Origin of the sequence: Thiohalobacter thiocyanaticus (assembly GCF_002356355.1) — a bacterium.
GTDB classification, from domain to species: Bacteria; Pseudomonadota; Gammaproteobacteria; order Thiohalobacterales; family Thiohalobacteraceae; genus Thiohalobacter; species Thiohalobacter thiocyanaticus_A.
On sequence record NZ_AP018052.1, the window covers coordinates 2,980,463 to 3,000,037 of the forward strand.

Below are 19,575 nucleotides of genomic sequence, written 5' to 3' on the forward strand. Positions count from 1 at the left end.
TGGGATTTCTGGCATATCGGTGTCATGCCGTTGAATTCAGTCCCTACCGAACCTCTGTTCTGAGCGGACATCTGACTTGACGCCCGGACATTATTGTCCGATACTCTTTCCGTTCCCAGGGATCGGGATCATGACCGGAAACGAGTTGCTCAGAAAACTCAGGCGGTATGCGAAGGAGCACGGAATAAGGCTGCGGCTGGTTTCGCATCGCGGCAAAGGCAGTCATGTCACACTCTACCTTGGGGCACGGCGGACTGTGTTGAAAGACCGAAAGCAGGAAATCGGGCCCGGTCTTCTGAACGCGATACTGCGACAGCTGGGCATCGAGAAGCACGACATCGACTGAGTGTATCAACCATGGCCAAGTCGCAACTCCAATTCGCATATCCCATGCTGGTGACAGAAGACGATGCCGGCCGTCTGCTCGCACGCTTCCCTGACTTTCCGGAAGCCCTCACGGATGCGCCGGACCTCGAAACCCTTCTGGAGGAGGCGACTGACTGCCTGGATGAAGCCGTGGCGGCCCGCATTGCCGAAGGCATGCCGCTGCCGCATCCTGCGCAAGCCGTGAAAGGCCGGGTCCACTGGATCATGCTTCCCGCACAGACGGCCGCCAAGGCAGCGCTGTATGCCGCATTGCGGGATTCCGGCCTTTCCAAATCGGGCCTGGCCCGTCGTCTGGGCTGTGATGAAAAAGAGGTGCGCCGCATGCTCGACCCCCGCCATGCCACCCGTCTTCCCCGGATTGAAGCCGCCCTGGATGCATTGGGTAAGCGCCTGATCGTCCATACTGAGGATGTCGCCTGACCACAAGGCCCATTTCTGCCTATCCATCTTGTATCAGGTCTCGGGATCAGAATCCGTCCTCCCTTACCGATACCTCGCCAGCGCCGCCTCCAGCCGTGAGCGCACCTGGTGTCGCAGTTCCTCCGGTCCCAGCACCTCGACCTCGGGGCCGTACTTGAGGATGTCCATGATCAGTTCGGTGGGCTCGCTGTAGGGGATCTTCAGCTCATACCGGCCGTCCCACAACACCTCGCCCTGCTGGCGGGGATGCCAGTGTTCATCGGCCACCCATCTGGCGGCGGTCTGGCTGAACACCAGGTGGGCGAGCTTGTCCGCCGGACCGGCGAAGATGCCATAGGCGGCGGCGTAATGGCGGTCCAGTTCATCCTCGTCCCGCTCCAGCGCCGCCTCCTGCAGCACCTCGACGGGCTGGATGCGGTCGACGGCGAAGCTGCGCAGGCCTGCGCGGAGATGGCACCAGGCATCCAGGTACCAGTTGTCACGGTAGTAGACCAGCCGCTGGGGCGAGACGACGCGCTCGGTGATCGCATCACGCGCCCGGCCATGGTAGAGCATGCGCAGGCGCCGGCGCTGCATCATGGCACCGGCAATCCGGCGGAAGAATTTCAGGTCGGTCTGGCGGGTCGCCAGGGGCAGGATGCGCACCCGTTTCTCGATCTCGTTTGCGCCTATGCGTTCATCGCGCAGCAGCCGCTCCAGGCGCTCGCGCAGGGGCTGGATGCATTCATCCAGCAGGCCTTCCTGGATGCCGCCCAGAAGATGGTAGGTAGTCAGCAGCGCATGCAGTTCTTCCGCGTTGAACCAGAGCCCTGGCAGCTCATACCGGGGCGTCTCGTCGCGGGCATAACAATAGCCCTGGCGCTCGGGGTCATAGTCGATGGGGGCGCCCAGGCGCTCACGGAAGTGCCTGATGATGCGCTTGACGGTGGGTTCCGAGCATTCCAGCTCGGCCACCAGTGTCTTCAACGGCACCGGGTATCGCCGGGATTTGAGGATCCGATCCAGTTCGTAGATGCGGTCGAATTTATCCAACTGTCTCTGCTTATTATTTTCACTCACCCCAACCATAGCATGTCATGGAGCGGCCGGACAGCCTGAGCGCACCATTCTGGTTCGCACCATCGTATGGACAATGTTGGGTTACGCTTCGCTCCACCCAACCTACCCTGGATTCACCGGTTAATGGGGACTATGTTCTCTGCATCCCGTTTATGACGAAGGACCGGCGCTAATGCACACGAGGACACAGCAGTGCCTGCTGTTCGATCTCGACGGCGTGCTCTATCAGGGCGAGACGCCTGTCACGGGTGCCGTCGAAACCCTCGCCTGGGTACGGGAGCAGGATATCCCGCACCTGTTTCTTACCAACACCACCTCGCGCCCGCGTTCGGCACTGGTGGACAAGCTGGGGCGCATGGGCATCGACATCGGTGCCGACAGGCTGCTCACCCCGCCGGTGGCGGCGGTACGCTGGCTGGAGGCGCATGTTCACGGACCGGTTGCGCTGTTCGTGCCTGAAGCCACCCGGGCGGAATTCGAGTCACTGGATCTCGTTACGGAGGATACGCTGGAGGCGGCGGCGGTGGTGGTCGGCGATCTGGGCGCGGGCTGGGACTACGCCATCCTCAACCGCGCCTTCCGGCTGCTGATGCAGCAGCCGCAGCCGGCGCTGGTCGCGCTGGGGATGACCCGTTACTGGCAGGCGGCCGACGGTCTGCGGCTGGACGCCGGCGCCTTTGTCGCCGCGCTCAGTCATGCCGCGGGAGTGGAACCGGTGGTGCTGGGCAAGCCGGCCGCGCCCTTCTTCCGGACTGCCTGTGACATGCTCGGCGTCGAACCGGGGCACGCCGTCATGATCGGCGACGATATCCGCGGCGACATCGAGGGCGCGCAACGCGCCGGCCTGCAGGCCGTGCAGGTGCGCACAGGCAAGTTCCGGCCGGCGGACCTGGAGTTGGGGGTAACGCCCGACGCGGTGCTGGAGTCCGTTGCCGATCTGCCGGGCTGGTGGGAAGGGCGAGCGGTATCGCATTAACCCTCTGGTCACCTCTGATTTACGCTTCATGCCGGTCCGGCCGTGGCGGCAAACGATGGGTTACGCTGCGCTTCACCCATCCTACGCGAACAGGACATCGGGAGGCGACGGGTTGCGCTGCGCTTTACCCATCCTGCGCGCTCGGCGGGCGGGCGATGCCGAGGTCGTCGAGGATGACGTACAACGCCGGCAGCGCGATCAGGATCAGCACGGTGGAGACCAGCAGTCCGAACACCACGGCGATCACCAACGGGATGATGGCGGTGGCCTGGGTGCTGGTCTCGGCCAGCAGCGGCAGCAGGCCGGCGATGGTGGTCGAGGAGGTGATGAAGATGGCGCGGGTACGCTCGCGGCTGGCCCGGCCGGCGGCGGCCCGCACCTCCATGCCCTCGGCACGGTACTGCTTGATGAACATCACCAGCAGGATGGCGTTGTTGACCACGATGCCGGCCAGCGAGGCCGCGCCGACCAGCGAGGGCATGGACAGGTTGTAGCCCATCAGCACATGCCCCCAGATCGCGCCCATGAAGGCCAGCGGGATGGATAACATGACAATGAGCGGCTCGAGGTAGCTGCGGAACTGGAACGACAGGATCAGGAAGATCCCCAGCAGCCCGAGCAGCAGGCCGCGGGCGATGGACTGGCCGGTCTCGCGCGAGCGCGCGGCCTGGCCCTCGATGCCGACCTCCACGCCGGGATAGCGGGCGAGCAATTCCGGCAGCCAACTCTGGCTCAGATCGGTGACGATGGCATCGGCATTGGCCCGGCGGCCGTCCACGTCAGCGCTGACCGTCACCGTGCGACGGCCGTCGATGCGGGTGATCTGGGCCCAGTCGCGGGCCGCGCGGATCTCGACCACCTCCCCCAGCGGCACGGCATTGCCCTGCCCGTCCAGGATCACCGCGTCGCGTAGGAAATCCAGCGTGGCGCGCTCGGCACCGCTCTGCCGCACCAGGATCTCGATGTGCTGATCACCGACCTGGACCGTGTCGACGATCTCGCCCAGGATGCCGGTGCGCAGCTGCCCGGCCACATCGGCCGCGGTAAGTCCCAGCGGCAGCGCCCCCTCGGCCAGTACCAGCCAACGCTGCGGCTTGCCGGGACGCAGGTCATCGAGCACGTTGGACACGCCGCGGTAACCGGCCAGCTTCACGGCCAGCGCATCGGCGGCCTGCTTGAGCCGGTCGAGATCCTCGCCATAGAGCCGCAGCTCGATGGGGATACCGGCCGGCCCGAAGCCCGGCTCCTGGATCACCAGGCTGATCAGGCCGGGGATGTCACCGATGGCCTCGCGCCAGCGCCGACTCAGGGTATCCAGATCGGTACTGCGGTTCTCGGTGCTCAGCAGGTCCAGCATGACGGTGGCCACATGCGGCCCGGTCTCACCGGCGCTGGGGTTGTGACTGAAGCGGGTCTGCACCGCCCGGACCAGCGCGGCACCGCCCGGCTGCTGCGGCGACAACTCGGCGTCGAGCGATTCCGCCGCGACCGTCACCCGTTCGACCACCGCCTCGGTACGCGCCAGCGGCGTGCCCTGGGGCATGAGGATGCGGGCCTCGAGCACATCGCCGTCGATCTCCGGCATGGCCTCCATCTTCACATGGCCACCGGCGATGAAGCCGGCCGAGCCCAGCAGCACCGCCAGCATGACGGCCAGCACGGCATAACGATATTTTACACCGCCATCGGCCAGAATCCCGATCCGATCGCGGAAACGCTCGAAGGCAGCGGCAAAACGCGCCCGCAGGCGCGAGTCATGTCCCGCGGTCAGGGCCGCCACCCCGCCCTTGAGGTGATGCGGCAGGATCCAGAAGGCCTCGACCAGACTGGCCAGCAGGGCGGCGATCAGCACCACCGGCAGCACCTCCAGCACCGACCCGAGTTCGCCGGCGAGAAAGGACAGCGGCACGAACACCGCGGCGGTGGTGAGAAAGGAAGACAGCACCCCCGGCAGCACCTCCCGCGCCCCCGCGACCACGGCCTCCAGCGGCGTTCGCCCTTCGCCGGCGTGGCGGGCGATGTTGTCGGTGATGACCACGGCATCGTCCATGACGATGCCGATGGCCATCAGCAGCCCGACCAGGGTGATCATGTTCAGCGACAGACCGGTCAGCGCCATCACCGCGAAGGCGCCGGCGAAGGCCGCCGGCAGCCCGAACAGCGCCCACAGCGCCAGCCGCGGGCGGAAGAACAGGCTCAGCACCAGGCCCACCAGTACCAGACCGAGGAGACCGTTCTCCACCAGCATCTGCAGGCGGTCGCGCACGATGGAGGTCATGTCCTGGGTCAGGGTCAGGCGCACGCCTTCGCCCTGCCGGCCACGCTCGCCGGCGACGAAGGCACGCAGCCGGTCCATGACATCAAGGGCATCGGCGTAGCGGGCCTTGTGCACCTCCAGCACCAGGGCGCGTTCGCCGTTGAAGCGCACCTGTTCCTCGGCCCGCTCGTAGGTCTCGGTGATGGTGGCGATCTCGCCCAGGCGCAGCTCGCCGCCGGCCGGACCGGCGATCACCACCAGCTCGGCCAATTCCTGCGGCCGGCGGCGCTGATCGACGAAGCGCAGCTGGATATCGCGGGCTTCGGTTTCCAGCACGCCCAGCGGCAGATCCACATTCTGCCGGCGCACGGCGGCGGCGATGTCCTCCACCCCCAGTCCGTACTGGCGCAGCCGGTCGCGCGGGACCTCGATCTGCCACTGAAGCTGGGACAGGCCGCGGCTGACCACATCCACCACGTCCGGCAGCGCCAGCAGCCGGTCCTCCAGCTGGCCGGCGTAGGTCTCCAGATCCGGCAGGCGCATGTCGCCGGCCACGGCCAGGGCGGCGACCAGGTCGGTGCGGTGCAGTTCACGGATGATCGGGGCCTCGGCCCGCTCGGGCAGGTCGGTCAGGGCCTCGATCTCGGTGCGAATGTCATCGAGGAAGCGGCCCATATTCCCGCGCGGATCCATCGCAGCCAGGGCCTCGGCCAGGTTGTCGCGGGCGGTGCAGCGGAATTCGTCCATGAACTCCACCCGCGCCAGCGCCTCGCCCAGACGCTGACAGATGGCCTCTTCCACATCGGCGGCGGCCGCGCCGCGGTACTCCATCTGAATGCCGACCTCGGGCGGCAGATAATCGGGAAAGGTCTCGCGGGTCAGGGTGGGGGCGGCCAGCGCCCCGACGGCCAGGATCAGGATCAGCAGCAGATTGGCCGCCGTGGGGTGGCCGGCGAACCAGCGGATCACGGCGCCGTCCCGGCAGCGCGCTCGGCCAGCGCCCGCCGGGCCTCGGGATCAGGCTCGACCCGCAGCCGCATGCCTTCGATGGCCGGCGCCAGGTCATCGAGGATGACGCGCTCCCCGGGCGCCAGGCCGGCGGCGATGACCGCCAGGTCACGCTGACTGAGCAGCAGTTCGACCGGGCGGCGGCGCAGCCGGTCCCCGGCATCGGCGACATGAACCTCGCCCTGGTGCACCGCCGCAAGCGGCACCAGGATGCGGGGTGCGGCGGCCGGCGCTGCCATGACCGCTTCCACGTACATGCCGCGCACCAGCGGCGGCTGCCGGGGCGGGTCGGCGTTGCGATAGGGTGCGGTGACCGTCAACACCACCGGCACGGTGCGGGTCTTCGGGTCAAGCGCGCCGGCGATGCGGCTGACCCGTGCCGGCCAGCGCACCAGTGGCGCTGCGCTCAGCCGCAACTCGGCCGCGATGGTGTCGAACCCCAACCGCTCGGCAAGCTCCAGCGCGACCGGATCGGCTGGCAACTCCGCCGCGCCCAGCAGCTGACGCAGTTGCGGAATGGGCACCTGCACCTCCACCTCGGCCGTCTCGATGCCGTCGGCGATGAACAGCAGTTCGCCGCTGCGCACCTGCTGGTGCAGTTCGACTTCGGCCTGGTGCACACGGATGTCATAGGGGGCGGTGAAGCGGGTATCGGCCAGATCCTCCCGCGCCCGTTCGAGCGCGGTCTGCGCACCGTCCCGACGGGCGCGCAGGTAATCGAGCTGACTCGGAATCAACCGCAGCCGGTTATCCAGCGACTGCACCGCCTGGCGCTGCGCCAGCGTGGCCCGGGTCTGTTCGTCGCGCCGGGTCTGCGACAGGGCCCCGGTCCGGGCCAGCCGCTCGACCCGGTCCAGTTCCTGCTCGGCCAGTTCCAGCCGCTGGCGTTCCAGCGCCAGCAGGTCTGCGGTGTTTTCCCGTTCCTGCTCCAGCTGGCGGATCTCGGTTTCGATCGCGGCCAGTTCCGCTGCGGCCGCGGCCACGGCCAGTTCATAGCGGGTGGGATCGATTTCCAGCAGCCGGGTGCCGGTCTCGATCAGGTTGCCGCTTTCCAGTTCCGGGTGGCGGTAGACGATCCGTCCGCCGACAGCGGCCACGGCGCGCCAGCTGCGCGCCGGCGTCACACTGCCGAAGCCGCGCGCCTCGACCCGGTAGGGCAGTGCCTCGGCCTCGATCACCCGCACTGTGCGCAGTGCATCGTCACCGGGTTGCTGCGCCGGCGGCGGTTTCAGGTTCACCATCAGGATGATGAAGGCGACGCCAATGACCAGCGCACCGGCTGCCGGCAGGACCCTTTTCAGCCGGACTGAACGGCTCATGCGACCAACACCGGCCCGGGCCGTCCTTGCAAGTTGACGGAAGCGGCAACCGGGACAAGCAAGCGCGCGCACAGCCCCCGCGGATGAGGACGCGGATCGAAGTTGTGAGTATCAGTCATGATGCGCATGATCCGTTCGTTTCCACAGGTGAGGTCGACGCAGCTGAGGGACATCATGGGCCGGCTGGTGCCGGCGGTTCAGCCATGCAGTTCCTCCCCGTCAGGGAAAAATGAACAACGGCGGACAAGAGGGCGCAGACGTGATGACACATCATGCGGGCGCTGCGTCCCGCCTGAGCCTACACCTTCCGCCCGGCAATATGCACGGCCAGGAATCCGCCCCAGGGCAGCATACCGGGCAGCATCGCCTCGGCCAGCCGCGCCGGCAATCCCCCGTCGGGGAAAAAGATTGCCGTGCGCTGACGCTCACACACCGGGGCCGGCTCGAGCACAGCCAGCCATTGTCGCACCTGTCGCCAGTCATCCCAGCGGGCGCCGCGGTAACTCCCACGGTCGTGTTTGCCACGGTACAGCAGACTGCGGCGGTTGAGCAGTCCCAGCACCAGGCCACGGCGACTCACCCGCCACAGTTCCCGCAGCGCCCGCACCGGCTCCGGCACGAAGCACAGGCTGGTCACTGCAGCGGCGTAATCGAAGCTGGCATCGGGGAAGGGTAAGGCGCGGGCATCGGCCCGGACATAATCCAGATCAAGGCCGGTGGAAAGTGCGCGTGCTTGGGTGAGCATGGCCGGATCCGGATCCACCCCGGTGACTGCCAGGCCGGCGGCGGCGAAGCGGCGGCTGAAGTGCCCGGTACCGCAACCCGCATCCAGCAGACTGGCGCCGGATTGCGGACGCAGCAGCCGCAGCATAAGTGCGGCCTCGCGCCCGGCGATCCAGCGTCCGCGCGGGCTGTGATACCAGGCTTCATAGTCAGCTGGATCGTGTGTCATGCCGAAGGTCGGTTGTCCACGGAGTCACATGGAACGATGGGTACCCGAACATTCATTCCAGAAGAACGGATACCATTCCAGAACCAGACCTCCGTCCCTCCGCCATCCCGGCGAAGGCGGGGATGACGGTGTTTGCACAGCACCGGCTCAGGCTGCGCCGGCCCGATCTGCACGCTTTACTCCTGCGCTGACAGAAAACCCTCGACGGCCTCGGCCACGTCATACCAGTAGAGGTCGCGGAACATGTGATCGGCGCCCTCGATCACCGTCAGGCTGATTCCGTCCGCCTCGGCCACCGGCGCCATGGCCTCTTCCACGCCCGGGACGACCGTATCCGCCGTGCCGGCGATGACCAGCACCGGCGCCTCGATCTCCGGCACCAGGTGGGCCGTGTCGCGACGCGGATCGGGGGCGTAGTAACTGAGAAAGGCCCCGGCGCTGACCGTGGTGTTCTCGCAATACAGGAAGTCCACGCTTTCCATCAGGGTGCCGCTTTTGCCGTCCTCGACCAGTCCCCGGGCCCGGTCGAGCAGCGGCTGCAGCTCGACTTCATAGCGGTCCTTGTATTCCTTGCGGTCATATTCCTCGTCCCACAGCATCGGCGCGATCAGCACCACGGCATTCACATCGCTCATGTCGCGCTCGGCCGCGTACCAGGCCGTCTGGTTGCCGCCGCGCGAATGACCCAGCAGGGTGACCCGGCCCGCGCCCTGCTCGCGCAGCCAGTCCAGCCAGAGCCCGATCTCGTCCAGGGCATCGGTGTGCCTGTGGGTGTGGGTCTGCGCGCAGTCGTACATGCCGTGACGGTCGTCGATCCCCAGCCCCAGGTTGATGGCCAGGGTGTTGTAGCCGTATTCCCTGAACACGTTCTGCAGGCCGCGCATGATACCCATGCGCGCATGGGCCAGGGTGCCGTGGGTCATCAGGATCACGCCGTCGGCCAACTCACTTCCCGGCGCCAGTTCCAGCTCGGCGTTTAGCGTCAGGCCGTCGTGTTCCAGCTTGACCTCCTCGGCCTGCGCCGGACTGAATGCCAGCGCGATCAGGCTCAGGATAGCAGCGCGCCAGAGGGTGTGGACTCTCATCATCATCTCCTTATTCGGTCTTCCCAGGTGTATAGATTCGTGTCAGGCGCAGGATGGGTGAAGGCGTCTGCGCCGTAACCCATCGATTGACCACGCCACGATGGGTTGCGCTTCGCTCCACCCATCCTACGATGCCCCTTTGGGTCAAAGCGCTTCAGAAACGGGCGGCGCGGCACTCATTACAGGGTAGACGCCTCAGCCCGGTAAATCAGTCCCGTGCGGAAAGCCTGGCATGCGCCTGCCGCAACACGTCCGCCGCCCGGTCGATATCCCCGTTTGCCGTGAACCGCCCCACGGACAGACGCACCGCCCCCCGCGCCCGCGCCGGGGACAGCCCCATTGCGGCCAGCACGCCGCTGACCGTCGCGCTGTCCTCATGGCAGGCCGAGCCGACCGAGGCCGCAATACTGTCCGCGACCGCATCCAGCAGGGCGCGGCCGGTGACGTCCGGGAAGGACAGATTGAGGGTATTGGGCAGGCGCTGATCGGGATGGCCGTTGAGTCGCAGCCCCGCAATGGCTGCCTGCAGCCGGGCGTGCAGCCGGTCGCGCAGGCCCTGCAGCCGTTCGGCCTCGGCAACCAGTGATGTGGCGGCAAGACGCGCCGCCGCGCCCAGGGCGACGATGTGAGGGACATTCTCGGTGCCCGGCCGCAGCCCCTGCTCCTGACCGCCGCCGACCAGCAGCGGCTCAATGGATGTGCCGGGCCGCACATACAGCGCTCCCACACCTTTGGGGGCGTAGAACTTGTGCCCGGCCAGGGTCAGCAGGTCCACGCCCAGATCGTCCACGTTCACCGGGATCTTGCCCACCGCCTGGGCGGCATCGGTATGCAGCAGGATGCCGCGCGGCCGGGTGAGCGCAGCCAGTTCAGCGACGGGCTGCAGGGTGCCGACCTCGTTGTTGGCCAGCATCACCGACACCAGCACCGTGTCCGGGCGCAGGGCCGCTTCCAGCGCCTGCGGGTCCACCTGACCGCACTCATCCACCGGGAGTACTGTAACCGCCCAGCCGTCGGCACGCAGCCGCTCGGCCGGCCCGATCACGGAAGGATGCTCCACCGCGGAGATGATCAGGTGCCGGCCCGACTCGCGCAGCGCCCGGGCCACGCCGCGCAGGGCCAGGTTGTTGGCCTCGGTGGCGCAGCCGGTGAAACAGAGGCTCCCGGCCGGTGCACCGATCAGACCGGCGACGGCCTCCCGGGCCGCGGCCACCGCCTGGGCGGCGCGCCGGCCATAGACATGATCGGAGGACGGATTGCCGAAATGCTCGCGCAGATACGCCAGCATGGCTTCGGCCACTTCGGGGGCAACCGGGGTGGTGGCGTTGTAGTCGAGATAGATCGGAACGGACATGGGCGGCGATTATGCCGCCAATGCGCAGAGAATGTGAACGAAAATGGTGGCTACGCCCTGATTCGAACAGGGGACCCCATCATTATGAGTGATGTGCTCTAACCAGCTGAGCTACGTAGCCGTATTCGGGAAGAGGCGGAATTCTAGGGGTTTGCGGGACGGATGTCCACTCCCGGGCCCGCCTCAGACATTGAAGCGGAAATGCATCACGTCGCCGTCCCTGACCACATAGTCCTTGCCCTCCAGGCGCAGCTTGCCGGCCTCCTTGGCGCCCTGCTCGCCGTTGCAGGCGATGAAGTCGTCGTAGGCGGTGACTTCGGCGCGGATGAAGCCCTTCTCGAAGTCGGTATGGATGGCGGCGGCGGCCCGTGGGGCGGTGTCGCCCACGCGGATGGTCCAGGCGCGGACCTCCTTCACCCCGGCGGTGAAATAGGTCTGCAGGCCCAGCAGGCGGTAGGCGGCGCGGATGACCCGGTTCAGACCCGGCTCGTCCTGGCCCAGCTCGTCCAGGAAGGCGGCCCGGTCCTCGGCGTCCAGGGCCACCAGTTCGGCCTCGATGGCGGCACACACCGGCACCACCTCGGCGCCCTCGTTCGCAGCCAGTTCGCGCACGGCTTCCAGATGCGGGTTGTTGTCGAACCCGTCCTCGGCCACGTTGGCGATGTAGAGGGTGGGCTTGATGGTGAGCAGGTGCAGGTCGCGCAGCTGTTTGCGCTCGTCCTCGGTCAGTTCCAGCGAGCGCACCGGATGGCCTGCATCCAGATGCGCCTTGACCTTCTCCAGCACTTCCAGCTTCGCCCGCGCCTCCTTGTCGCCGCTCTTGGCCACCTTGGCGGTGCGGGTGAGCGCCTTGTCCACGCTTTCCATGTCGGCCAGCGCCAGTTCGGTGTTGATGGTGTCGATGTCCTCCAGCGGGTGGATGCGGCCGGCCACATGGATGACGTTCTCGTCCTCGAAACAGCGCACCACATGGGCGATGGCGTCGGTCTCGCGGATGTTGGCCAGGAACTTGTTGCCCAGGCCCTCGCCCTTGGAGGCGCCGGCCACCAGGCCGGCGATGTCGACGAACTCCACCGTCGCCGGCAGCACCTGCTGCGGCTTGACGATTTCGGCCAGTTTATCCAGGCGCGGATCGGGCACCGGCACCACGCCCACGTTGGGATCGATGGTGCAGAAGGGATAGTTCTCGGCCTGGATGCCGGCCTGGGTCAGGGCATTGAACAGGGTGGACTTGCCGACATTGGGCAGGCCCACGATACCGCATTGGATTGCCATATGAGTGACTTCAACCGTTGATGGCGGTATCACCGCCGGAGTTCGGGCGATGCAGCGCGTTCATGGCCGCATCGAGATCGCCACTGACGATTTTCGGCACCTCGAGCAGGGCGCTTTCGATGGCGGCATCGATGGCGATGCGGTCTTCGGAACTGGGCCGGTTCAGCACATAGTTGACCACGTCGTCGCGATGCCCGGGATGGCCGATGCCCACGCGCAGACGCAGAAACTCCCTGCTGCCCAGCGCACTTATCAGATCGCGCAGGCCGTTGTGGCCGCCGTGGCCGCCGCCGCGCTTGAGCCGTACGGTGCCCGGCTCCAGGTCCAACTCGTCGTGCACCACCAGGATGGCCTCGGGCGGGATCTTGAAGAAACCGGCCAGGGCGGCGACCGACTGGCCGCTGCGGTTCATGAAGGTGGTCGGCTTGAGCAACCGGCAGTCGGCGCCGTCGATGTCGCAGCGTCCGGCCTCGCCCTGGAAGCGATTCTCCGGATTCAGCGTGCAGTGAAAGCGCCGGGCCAGCCCGTCCAGAAACCAGAACCCGGCGTTATGCCGGGTCTGGTCGTACTTGGCACCGGGATTCCCGAGCCCGACGATGAGGGCGACAGCGGACACGCGTATGGCTCCGCGGGGTCGGCCTCAGGCCTCGCCCTCACCCTCGGCGGCCTCGCCTTCGACCTCTTCCTCGTCACCGCCGCCCTTGCGCGGATGGATGGTCACCACCGGCAGGTCGTGCTCCTCGCCCTTGAGCAGCTCGGTGACCTGAGCGCCGGCCGGCAGCTTCAGATCGGAGAGGTGAATGGCCTCGTTCAGACCCAGACCGGAGATATCGACCTCGATGTACTCGGGCAGATCCTTGGCCTTGCAGGTGATGTCCACCTCGGTCAGCTCGTGAGTCAGCAGACCGCTGGCCTTCAGGCCGGGGGAGGCTTCCTGGCCGACCACGTGCAGCGGAATCAGCATGTGGATGGTGTCTTCGCCGCTGACGCGCTGCAGGTCCACATGCACCAGGGTGGGCTTGTAGGGATGGCGCTGCAGATCACGCAGCACGCAGCTGTGGGGCTTGCCGTCGACCTTGACCTTGAGGATGTGCGAGTAGAAGGCCTCGTAGTCCAGGCTGTGCAGGACCTTGTCGTGATCCAGGGTCAGCGGCATGGGCGGCTCGCTGCCGCCGTAGAGAATCGCCGGCAGTCTGCCGGCCCGACGCAGGCGGCGGCTCGCACCTTTCCCCTTGTCGGAACGCAGCTCGGCGTCCAGTTCGAATGAGATACTCATGTTTTGCACTCCGGTTGCCGCCCATGGCGGCGTTGCGTTTACTCCCCCGCGACCAGGGGAGGCCGTAACGGACAGGCCGGGCCTGTCCGGCGTCAGTCCATGAACAGCGAACTGACGGATTCTTCCTCGCTGATGCGCCGCAGCGTCTCGCCCAGCATCTCGGCGATGCTGAGCTGGCGGATGCGCGAGCACTTCTGCGCGTCGGGGCGCAGCGGGATGGTGTCGGTCACCACCAACTCGTCGAGCTGCGAGCCCTCGATGTTCTTGATCGCCGGCCCCGACAGCACCGGGTGGGTGCAGTAGGCGGCCACCCGCGAGGCGCCGTGCTCCTTGAGCGCGCCGGCCGCCTTGCACAGGGTGCCTGCGGTGTCGACCAGGTCATCAACCAGCACGCAGTCGCGGCCCTCGACGTCACCGATGATGTGCATCACCTGCGAGACGTTGGCGCGCGGACGGCGCTTGTCGATGATGGCCAGGTCCGCGTCGTCCAGGCGCTTGGCCAGGGCCCGGGCGCGCACCACGCCGCCCACGTCCGGCGACACCACCATCAGATCGGGGTGCTTGTTGCGCCAGATGTCGCCGAGCAGGATCGGCGAGGCATACACATTGTCCACCGGGATATCGAAGAATCCCTGAATCTGGTCGGCGTGCAGATCCACCGTCACCACCCGGTCGGCGCCGACCTTGCAGATCATGTCGGCCACCACCTTGGCGGTGATCGGCACCCGCGCCGAGCGCGGCCGCCGGTCCTGGCGGGCGTAGCCGAAATAGGGCATCACGGTGGTGATGCGCGCGGCCGAGGAGCGGCGCAGCGCATCGACCATGACCAGCAGTTCCATCAGGTTGTCGTTGGTCGGCTCGCAGGTCGGCTGCACGATGAAGACGTCCTTGCCGCGGACGTTCTCCATGATCTCGACCATCACCTCGCCGTCGCTGAACCGGCCCACCACCGCCTTGCCCAGCGGAATACGCAGATGGTTGACGATGTTCTGCGCCAGCTGCGGATTGGCGTTGCCGGCGAAGACCATCATGCGGCCGTCGACATCAGGCACCATCCCACCTCGTCTGTTGTCTGCAGTGACCATCCGGTTCATTGATGCGGCCGGTTAAAAAACGGCCAGCGGCTCGGCCGCTGACCGGTGATGTGTTTGGCTGGGGCGGCAGGATTACTCGGCCTGCGGCCTCGCCCCTGCGGGGCCGGCTCCGCTGCGCTGCGCCGTTCTTTCGCGCTGCGCGCTCAAGTCGAACCTTGAGGTTCTCATCCTGCCGCCCGGTGTTTCTATAGATTCGCTGCGCGAATCGTTGTTTGGCTGGGGCGGCAGGATTACTCGGCCTGCGGCCTCGCCCCTGCGGGGCCGGCTCCGCTGCGCTGCGCCGTTCTTTCGCGCTGCGCGCTCAAGTCGAACCTTGAGGTTCTCATCCTGCCGCCCGGTGTTTCTATAGATTCGCTGCGCGAATCGTTGTTTGGCTGGGGCGGCAGGATTCGAACCTGCGCATGCTGATACCAAAAACCAGTGCCTTACCGCTTGGCGACGCCCCAATGTTCAATGGCAAAGCGACGGTTCACATCCGGTCCGCTGCCAGTGCGGCATGCAGCGGCGAGCGGTTGCAGCCCCGGGCGATGAAGCCTTCCCAGCCGGCGGGCAGGGCCTGCTGCGCCGCCAGTGCCGCTGCGTGATCGCGGAAGGCACCGAACACGCAGGCGCCGGTCCCGGTCAGACGCGCCCGCGTCCGGCCGTTCAGCCAGTCCAGCGCAGCGGCGATCTCGGGATAGAGCTGACGCACAATGGCCTCGCAGTCATTGCGCGACCGGCCCGCGAGAAAGTCGGATATTGTGATTGGGCGGGAATCCCGTGTCAATTCCGGATGCTGGAACACCGCGGCAGTGCTGACGCTGACCGGGGGCACGATCACCAGGTACCAGGGCTCGGGCACCTCGACCGGGGTGAGCCGCTCCCCCACTCCTTCGGCCCAGGCGGCGCGGCCGCGCACGAACACCGGCACGTCGGCGCCCAGCTGCAGGCCCAGGGCGGCCAGTTCGTCCTCGTCCAGTCCGGCTTCCCACAGCCGGTTCAGCACGACCAGGGTGGTGGCGGCATCCGAACTGCCGCCGCCCAGGCCGCCGCCGAGCGGCAGCCGCTTGTCCAGCCGGATCTCCACCCCCCGCCTCACGTCGGCCCGCTGCTGCAGCAGGCGGGCGGCGCGCACCGTCAGGTCCTGATCCGAAGGGACACCCGGCATGGGTGTGAGCAGTCGGATGGCAGGGGCTTCGGTCAGGGAGAACTCCAGCCGGTCGCCCTGATCCAGGAACTGGAACAGGCTCTGCAGGGTGTGGTAACCGTCCGGCCGGCGGCCGGTGATGTGCAGGAACAGGTTGAGCTTGGCCGGCGCCGGCCAGCCGGACTCAGCTCGCATCATCCGCCTCGTCTGCGGCCGGCAGGTGCTGCCACTGATCAATGATGAGCTTGACCCGCACCTCGCCATTGACCAGCTCGATCCTGCGCGGCAGGGCACCGGTCTGGAAGAAATCGGTATAGCGGATATCCCAGCCGGCCTGATGCAGCTCGACCAGCCGCCCCTGGTCGTCACGGCGGCTGCGGGTCCCGATGTCCGGTACCGGCCGGCCGCGCACCCAGTAGCGCAGACCGCTGACCGGCAGCTGCCAGCCGGTCTCCTGGTACAACAGGATATCCGGATCGCGGGCCTGGCTGATGCGACCGTCGGCCCGCTCCAGGATCACACCCGCTGCACTGCCGCTGAGTTCCAGCGCCCCCTGGCCGAGCGGCCCCTGCAGGCGCAGACGATAGCTGCCCGGGCGCTGCTGCCAGACGACGCTGGCATGCCAGCCCTCGTCCTCCAGCCGCAGGGCGATGCGTCCCTCCAGGGTCCAGGTGTCCGCGGCCGGCACCCGGGCCGGTTCACGGGTGGCGAGCCCGCTGCAGCCGGTCAGCGCAACCACCAGCACCAGGCCGGCGAACCGGAGCAGGGCACCGGGCGCAGACATCGGCATCAGGGCTGGAGGAAACGCTGCATGGTGCGCTCGAGCACCGGATTGTCGGACCCGGCCTCGAGCGCGGCCTCCCACACCTCGCGGGCTTCGGCCCGGCGCCCCTGCTGCCACAGGACCTCGCCCAGGTGGGCGGCAATCTCCCCGTCCGGCGCCTGCTCCAGCGCCCGGCGCAGATAGGCCTCGGCCTGCTCCAGGTTGCCCAGTCGGTACTGCACCCAGCCCATGCTGTCGAGGATGGCCGGATCCTCGGGCCGCAGCGCCAGGGCCTTCTCTATATAGGTCAGGGCCTCACCATAGCGGTCGGTGCGATCGGCCAGGGTATAACCCAGGGCATTGAGGGCATGGGCGTTGTCCGGCTCGACCTCCAGAACCCGGCGCAGATCCTGCTCGGTCTGTTCCAGGTTGCCCAGCTTCTCCGCCAGCAGAGCGCGGGCATAGAGCAGGTCCGGGTTATCCGGCATGTTTTCCAGCACCGAGTCGTACAGATCCATCGCCTGCTGTTCCGCCCCCACTGAGACCAGCAGTTCGCCCTCCGCGATATACAGCTGCACGGCCATCTCGGGATTGCGTACCCGCATGCCGTGCAGCTGACGTCGTGCCGCCTCCACCTCACCCAGCTGCGCCCGCAGCCGGGCCGAGCGGAGTTGGGCATCCAGCAGATAGTCGCCCTCGCGCACCCGGTCATACCATTCGATCGCCGACTCGGGCGCGTCCTGCGCCTCGCTGATCCGCCCCAGATAGTAGCGTGACTCCTGGGTGCGCCCGCCCAGTTCGAGCAGCCGTTCGAAGCGTGTCCCGGCGGCATCGTAACGTTCGGCTTCCAGTGCCAGCAGGCCCAGGGAATAGATCGCATCGAGGTGCTCGGGGTCCTGCTCGACCACCTGCCGGAACTGCTGTTCGGCCGCCTGGAATTCACGCGCCTCCAGCAGCAGCCTGGCGTAGGTCATGCGCACCGGCAGGGAGTCGGGCTGGCGCTGGACCGCCGCGGCCAGTTCCTGCAGCGCCAGCTCCTGCTCTCCGTCCTGGACCCGCAGCCGGGCCCGCTGGATCAGGGCCTCGGACCAGTCGGGACGCAGCGTCAGGGCCCGCTCCACGGCGGCCAAGCCCACCTCGGGCCTGCCCGCATGCTGGGCCAGACGGCTGAGTGCCAGCTGGGCATCGGGCAGGTCGGGATACTGCTGCGCCAGGCGCTGCATCAGCTGCAGCGCGGCCTGCCGGTCCTCGTCGCGGGCCAGCAGGCCGGTAATCGCGGTGAAGGCCTGGTCACCGGCGCCCAGTTCGGTGATGATCTGCTCCAGCTGGGTGAAGGCCTCATCCTCGATGCCGGCGCGCAGCGCCAGCACCGCCAGCGACTGGCGCGCATCCAGGCTGTCAGGCGCCAGTTCCACCCAGCGCCGCGAGGCGGCCAGCGCCGCCCGCTCATCCTTGGCGAAGGCGGCGATACGCAGGGCCCGTTCGGCCACGCGCGGGTCGCGGCTTGACTCGGCGGCCCGCAGATAGTGCTCCACCGACACATCCAGCCGGTTGCGCTGCCCCGCGATCTCCCCCAGCAGGATATCGAACAGGACATCGCCGGAAAGCTCGGCCACGGCCGGGGCCGCGGCCGACGGCGGCGCGACTGGCTGGACGGCCTCCGCCCCGGGCGCGGTCTCGGTGGCCGGCCCGGCGGCCTCCGGGGCCGTCGCCAGGGGTTCCAGGTGCTGGCAGCCGCCCAGCAGCAGCGCGGCCAGCAATCCGGCCGGGATCGAAACGGAAGTCTTCATCTGGGGTATTGTGCCAATGCGTAATCCAAACCTCAGTGTACGACGACTTGCCGACCGATTTCTATCAAGCCACGCCCCTCCGGCCGTTCAGGGGTTTCTTGTAATCCCCCGGCATATCCCGCAGAATTTCCGGTTCGACTGCATCCACCAGCCCTTCCATGTCCCTGATCGCACTCGGCATCAATCACCGCACCGCACCGGTCGATATCCGCGAGCGCGTGGCGTTTCCGCCCGAGCGCATGCCCGAGGCCCTGCGCGAACTGACCGCCCTGCCCATGGTGCAGGAAGGGGCGATCCTGTCGACCTGCAACCGCACCGAGATCTACTGCCACCTGGACCAGACCGGACACCAGCAGCTGCTGGACTGGCTGTCCGCCTATCATCGACTGGGGCGCGACCAGCTTCAGCCCTACGTTTATGTGCATCCGGACCTGGAGGCGGTCAAGCACCTGCTGCGGGTCTCCTCCGGGCTGGACTCCATGGTCCTGGGCGAGCCCCAGATCCTCGGTCAGCTGAAAGATGCCTTCCAGGCGGCCAGCGAGGCGGGCACGGTCTCGCACCTGCTCAACCGCCTGTTCCAGCACACCTTCAGCGTGGCCAAGCAGATCCGCACCGACACCGCCATCGGCGCCAGCCCGGTCTCGGTGGCCTTCGCCGCGGTGCGCCTGGCCCGCCAGATCTACGGTGATCTCGGCGAGACCACCGCCCTGCTGATCGGCGCCGGCGAGACCATCGAACTGGCGGCCCGCCACCTGCACGAGCAGCAGCTCGGCCGCATGATCATCGCCAATCGCACGGTCGAACGCGCCCACGCCCTGGCCAGCCAGTTCAACGGCTACGCCATCGCCCTGGACGAGATCCCCGCCCATCTGGCCGAGGCCGACATCATCATCGCCTCCACCGCCAGCCAGACCCCGGTGCTGCGGCGCGACACGATCAAGACCGCACTCAAGGCTCGCAAGCACAAGCCGGTGTTCATGGTCGACATCGCCGTGCCACGCGACATCGAACCCGAGGTCGGCAAACTCGAGGACGTCTACCTCTACACCATCGACGACCTGCAGCAGGTGATCCAGGAGGGGTTGAAGTCGCGCCGCGAGGCGGCCCATCAGGCCGAGGAGATCATCGAGGTGCAGGCTTCACACTTCTATGGCTGGCTGCGCTCGCTGGACGCCGTGCAGACCATCCGTGCCTGCCGCGACCGGGCCGATGCCAGCCGCCGGGAGGTCCTGGACAAGGCCCTGGCCCAGCTGCGCCAGGGCCGGGAACCCGAAGCGGTGCTGGAGTTTCTGGCCCATACCCTGACCAACAAGCTGCTGCATGCCCCCAGCGCCAATCTGCGCCAGGCCGGCTACGATGGCCGCGCCGAACTGATCGAGGCGGCACGCGAGCTGTTCGGGCTGGACGAGTCCGGGAAATGACACTACGCGCCCT

The 19,575-nt window shown here is 67.3% G+C and carries 17 protein-coding genes, 2 tRNA genes and 2 other RNA genes; 4 read left to right on the top strand and 17 right to left on the bottom strand.

Annotated features, from left to right (window positions below):
- The first annotated feature begins 130 nt into the window (after positions 1 to 130).
- Complete coding sequence (locus CFK21_RS13765) at positions 131 to 346, top strand: type II toxin-antitoxin system HicA family toxin (RefSeq protein ID WP_096367190.1); 216 nt, start codon at positions 131 to 133, stop codon at positions 344 to 346.
- 11 nt (positions 347 to 357) lie between these two features.
- Positions 358 to 807, top strand: a complete 450-nt coding sequence (locus tag CFK21_RS13770) for a type II toxin-antitoxin system HicB family antitoxin (RefSeq protein ID WP_096367191.1) — start codon at positions 358 to 360, stop codon at positions 805 to 807.
- Between the two features lie 63 nt (positions 808 to 870).
- Here CFK21_RS13770 and CFK21_RS13775 read toward each other — a convergent pair whose 3' ends face one another.
- Positions 871 to 1,839, bottom strand: a complete 969-nt coding sequence (locus CFK21_RS13775) for a helix-turn-helix transcriptional regulator (protein WP_096367192.1) — start codon at positions 1,837 to 1,839, stop codon at positions 871 to 873.
- Between the two features lie 199 nt (positions 1,840 to 2,038).
- On the opposite strand from CFK21_RS13775, the gene CFK21_RS13780 reads away from it, so the two are divergent.
- Complete coding sequence (locus tag CFK21_RS13780; protein ID WP_096367193.1) at positions 2,039 to 2,842, top strand: TIGR01458 family HAD-type hydrolase; 804 nt, start codon at positions 2,039 to 2,041, stop codon at positions 2,840 to 2,842.
- Between the two features lie 124 nt (positions 2,843 to 2,966).
- Here CFK21_RS13780 and CFK21_RS13785 read toward each other — a convergent pair whose 3' ends face one another.
- The 16 genes from CFK21_RS13785 to CFK21_RS13860 form a co-directional block, all read right to left on the bottom strand.
- Entirely contained in the window at positions 2,967 to 6,068 is a 3,102-nt protein-coding gene (locus CFK21_RS13785) for an efflux RND transporter permease subunit (protein WP_096367194.1), read from the bottom strand.
- On the bottom strand, positions 6,065 to 7,426 hold the full coding sequence (locus CFK21_RS13790) for an efflux RND transporter periplasmic adaptor subunit (RefSeq protein ID WP_096367195.1): 1,362 nt from the start codon (positions 7,424 to 7,426) through the stop codon (positions 6,065 to 6,067). Before CFK21_RS13790 ends, CFK21_RS13785 begins: the two co-directional genes overlap by 4 nt.
- Before the next feature lie 298 nt (positions 7,427 to 7,724).
- Entirely contained in the window at positions 7,725 to 8,378 is a 654-nt protein-coding gene (locus CFK21_RS13795) for a class I SAM-dependent methyltransferase (protein WP_096367196.1), read from the bottom strand.
- Between the two features lie 176 nt (positions 8,379 to 8,554).
- The gene (locus tag CFK21_RS13800) at positions 8,555 to 9,463 is read right to left on the bottom strand and encodes an alpha/beta hydrolase (RefSeq protein ID WP_157745700.1); all 909 of its coding nucleotides are present in this window, start codon (positions 9,461 to 9,463) and stop codon (positions 8,555 to 8,557) included.
- A gap of 208 nt (positions 9,464 to 9,671) precedes the next feature.
- Positions 9,672 to 10,817 (bottom strand): cysteine desulfurase family protein, encoded by a 1,146-nt coding sequence (locus CFK21_RS13805; RefSeq protein WP_096367198.1) that lies wholly within the window; start codon positions 10,815 to 10,817, stop codon positions 9,672 to 9,674.
- Between the two features lie 44 nt (positions 10,818 to 10,861).
- A tRNA-Met gene (locus CFK21_RS13810) sits at positions 10,862 to 10,938 on the bottom strand.
- Positions 10,939 to 11,000: 62 nt separating this feature from the next.
- Entirely contained in the window at positions 11,001 to 12,092 is a 1,092-nt protein-coding gene (gene ychF, locus CFK21_RS13815; protein WP_096367199.1) for a redox-regulated ATPase YchF, read from the bottom strand.
- Positions 12,093 to 12,102: 10 nt separating this feature from the next.
- Entirely contained in the window at positions 12,103 to 12,708 is a 606-nt protein-coding gene (pth, locus tag CFK21_RS13820; RefSeq protein ID WP_096367200.1) for an aminoacyl-tRNA hydrolase, read from the bottom strand.
- 24 nt (positions 12,709 to 12,732) lie between these two features.
- On the bottom strand, positions 12,733 to 13,368 hold the full coding sequence (locus CFK21_RS13825) for a 50S ribosomal protein L25/general stress protein Ctc (protein ID WP_096367201.1): 636 nt from the start codon (positions 13,366 to 13,368) through the stop codon (positions 12,733 to 12,735).
- Between the two features lie 92 nt (positions 13,369 to 13,460).
- Positions 13,461 to 14,399 (bottom strand): ribose-phosphate diphosphokinase, encoded by a 939-nt coding sequence (locus tag CFK21_RS13830; protein WP_096367632.1) that lies wholly within the window; start codon positions 14,397 to 14,399, stop codon positions 13,461 to 13,463.
- Positions 14,400 to 14,517: 118 nt separating this feature from the next.
- Positions 14,518 to 14,651: non-coding RNA, RtT sRNA (locus CFK21_RS13835), on the bottom strand.
- 24 nt (positions 14,652 to 14,675) lie between these two features.
- Positions 14,676 to 14,809, bottom strand: a non-coding RNA gene (locus CFK21_RS13840) — RtT sRNA.
- Between the two features lie 24 nt (positions 14,810 to 14,833).
- Positions 14,834 to 14,908: transfer RNA gene (locus tag CFK21_RS13845), tRNA-Gln, on the bottom strand.
- Between the two features lie 23 nt (positions 14,909 to 14,931).
- A complete protein-coding gene (gene ispE, locus CFK21_RS13850; RefSeq protein ID WP_096367202.1) occupies positions 14,932 to 15,786 on the bottom strand; it encodes a 4-(cytidine 5'-diphospho)-2-C-methyl-D-erythritol kinase in 855 nt (284 codons plus the stop codon).
- The gene (lolB, locus tag CFK21_RS13855; protein WP_096367203.1) at positions 15,773 to 16,378 is read right to left on the bottom strand and encodes a lipoprotein insertase outer membrane protein LolB; all 606 of its coding nucleotides are present in this window, start codon (positions 16,376 to 16,378) and stop codon (positions 15,773 to 15,775) included. The genes ispE and lolB overlap by 14 nt, the downstream gene beginning before the upstream one ends.
- The gene (locus tag CFK21_RS13860) at positions 16,378 to 18,141 is read right to left on the bottom strand and encodes a tetratricopeptide repeat protein (protein ID WP_096367204.1); all 1,764 of its coding nucleotides are present in this window, start codon (positions 18,139 to 18,141) and stop codon (positions 16,378 to 16,380) included. Before CFK21_RS13860 ends, lolB begins: the two co-directional genes overlap by 1 nt.
- A 158-nt stretch (positions 18,142 to 18,299) precedes the next feature.
- On the opposite strand from CFK21_RS13860, the gene hemA reads away from it, so the two are divergent.
- Positions 18,300 to 19,562, top strand: a complete 1,263-nt coding sequence (gene hemA / locus CFK21_RS13865; RefSeq protein WP_096367205.1) for a glutamyl-tRNA reductase — start codon at positions 18,300 to 18,302, stop codon at positions 19,560 to 19,562.
- The last annotated feature ends 13 nt before the right edge of the window (positions 19,563 to 19,575 follow it).

What these genes read in the sequence shown, in the direction of transcription:
- CFK21_RS13765 (WP_096367190.1), top strand. Translation starts at nt 131, where the DNA reads ATGACCGGAAACGAGTTGCTCAGAAAACTCAGGCGGTATGCGAAGGAG.
- CFK21_RS13770 (WP_096367191.1), top strand. Translation starts at nt 358, where the DNA reads ATGGCCAAGTCGCAACTCCAATTCGCATATCCCATGCTGGTGACAGAA.
- CFK21_RS13780 (WP_096367193.1), top strand. Translation starts at nt 2,039, where the DNA reads ATGCACACGAGGACACAGCAGTGCCTGCTGTTCGATCTCGACGGCGTG.
- CFK21_RS13790 (WP_096367195.1), bottom strand. Translation starts at nt 7,426, where the DNA reads ATGAGCCGTTCAGTCCGGCTGAAAAGGGTCCTGCCGGCAGCCGGTGCG.
- CFK21_RS13795 (WP_096367196.1), bottom strand. Translation starts at nt 8,378, where the DNA reads ATGACACACGATCCAGCTGACTATGAAGCCTGGTATCACAGCCCGCGC.
- CFK21_RS13800 (WP_157745700.1), bottom strand. Translation starts at nt 9,463, where the DNA reads ATGAGAGTCCACACCCTCTGGCGCGCTGCTATCCTGAGCCTGATCGCG.
- CFK21_RS13805 (WP_096367198.1), bottom strand. Translation starts at nt 10,817, where the DNA reads ATGTCCGTTCCGATCTATCTCGACTACAACGCCACCACCCCGGTTGCC.
- ychF (WP_096367199.1), bottom strand. Translation starts at nt 12,092, where the DNA reads ATGGCAATCCAATGCGGTATCGTGGGCCTGCCCAATGTCGGCAAGTCC.
- CFK21_RS13825 (WP_096367201.1), bottom strand. Translation starts at nt 13,368, where the DNA reads ATGAGTATCTCATTCGAACTGGACGCCGAGCTGCGTTCCGACAAGGGG.
- CFK21_RS13830 (WP_096367632.1), bottom strand. Translation starts at nt 14,399, where the DNA reads ATGATGGTCTTCGCCGGCAACGCCAATCCGCAGCTGGCGCAGAACATC.
- ispE (WP_096367202.1), bottom strand. Translation starts at nt 15,786, where the DNA reads ATGATGCGAGCTGAGTCCGGCTGGCCGGCGCCGGCCAAGCTCAACCTG.
- lolB (WP_096367203.1), bottom strand. Translation starts at nt 16,378, where the DNA reads ATGCCGATGTCTGCGCCCGGTGCCCTGCTCCGGTTCGCCGGCCTGGTG.
- CFK21_RS13860 (WP_096367204.1), bottom strand. Translation starts at nt 18,141, where the DNA reads ATGAAGACTTCCGTTTCGATCCCGGCCGGATTGCTGGCCGCGCTGCTG.
- hemA (WP_096367205.1), top strand. Translation starts at nt 18,300, where the DNA reads ATGTCCCTGATCGCACTCGGCATCAATCACCGCACCGCACCGGTCGAT.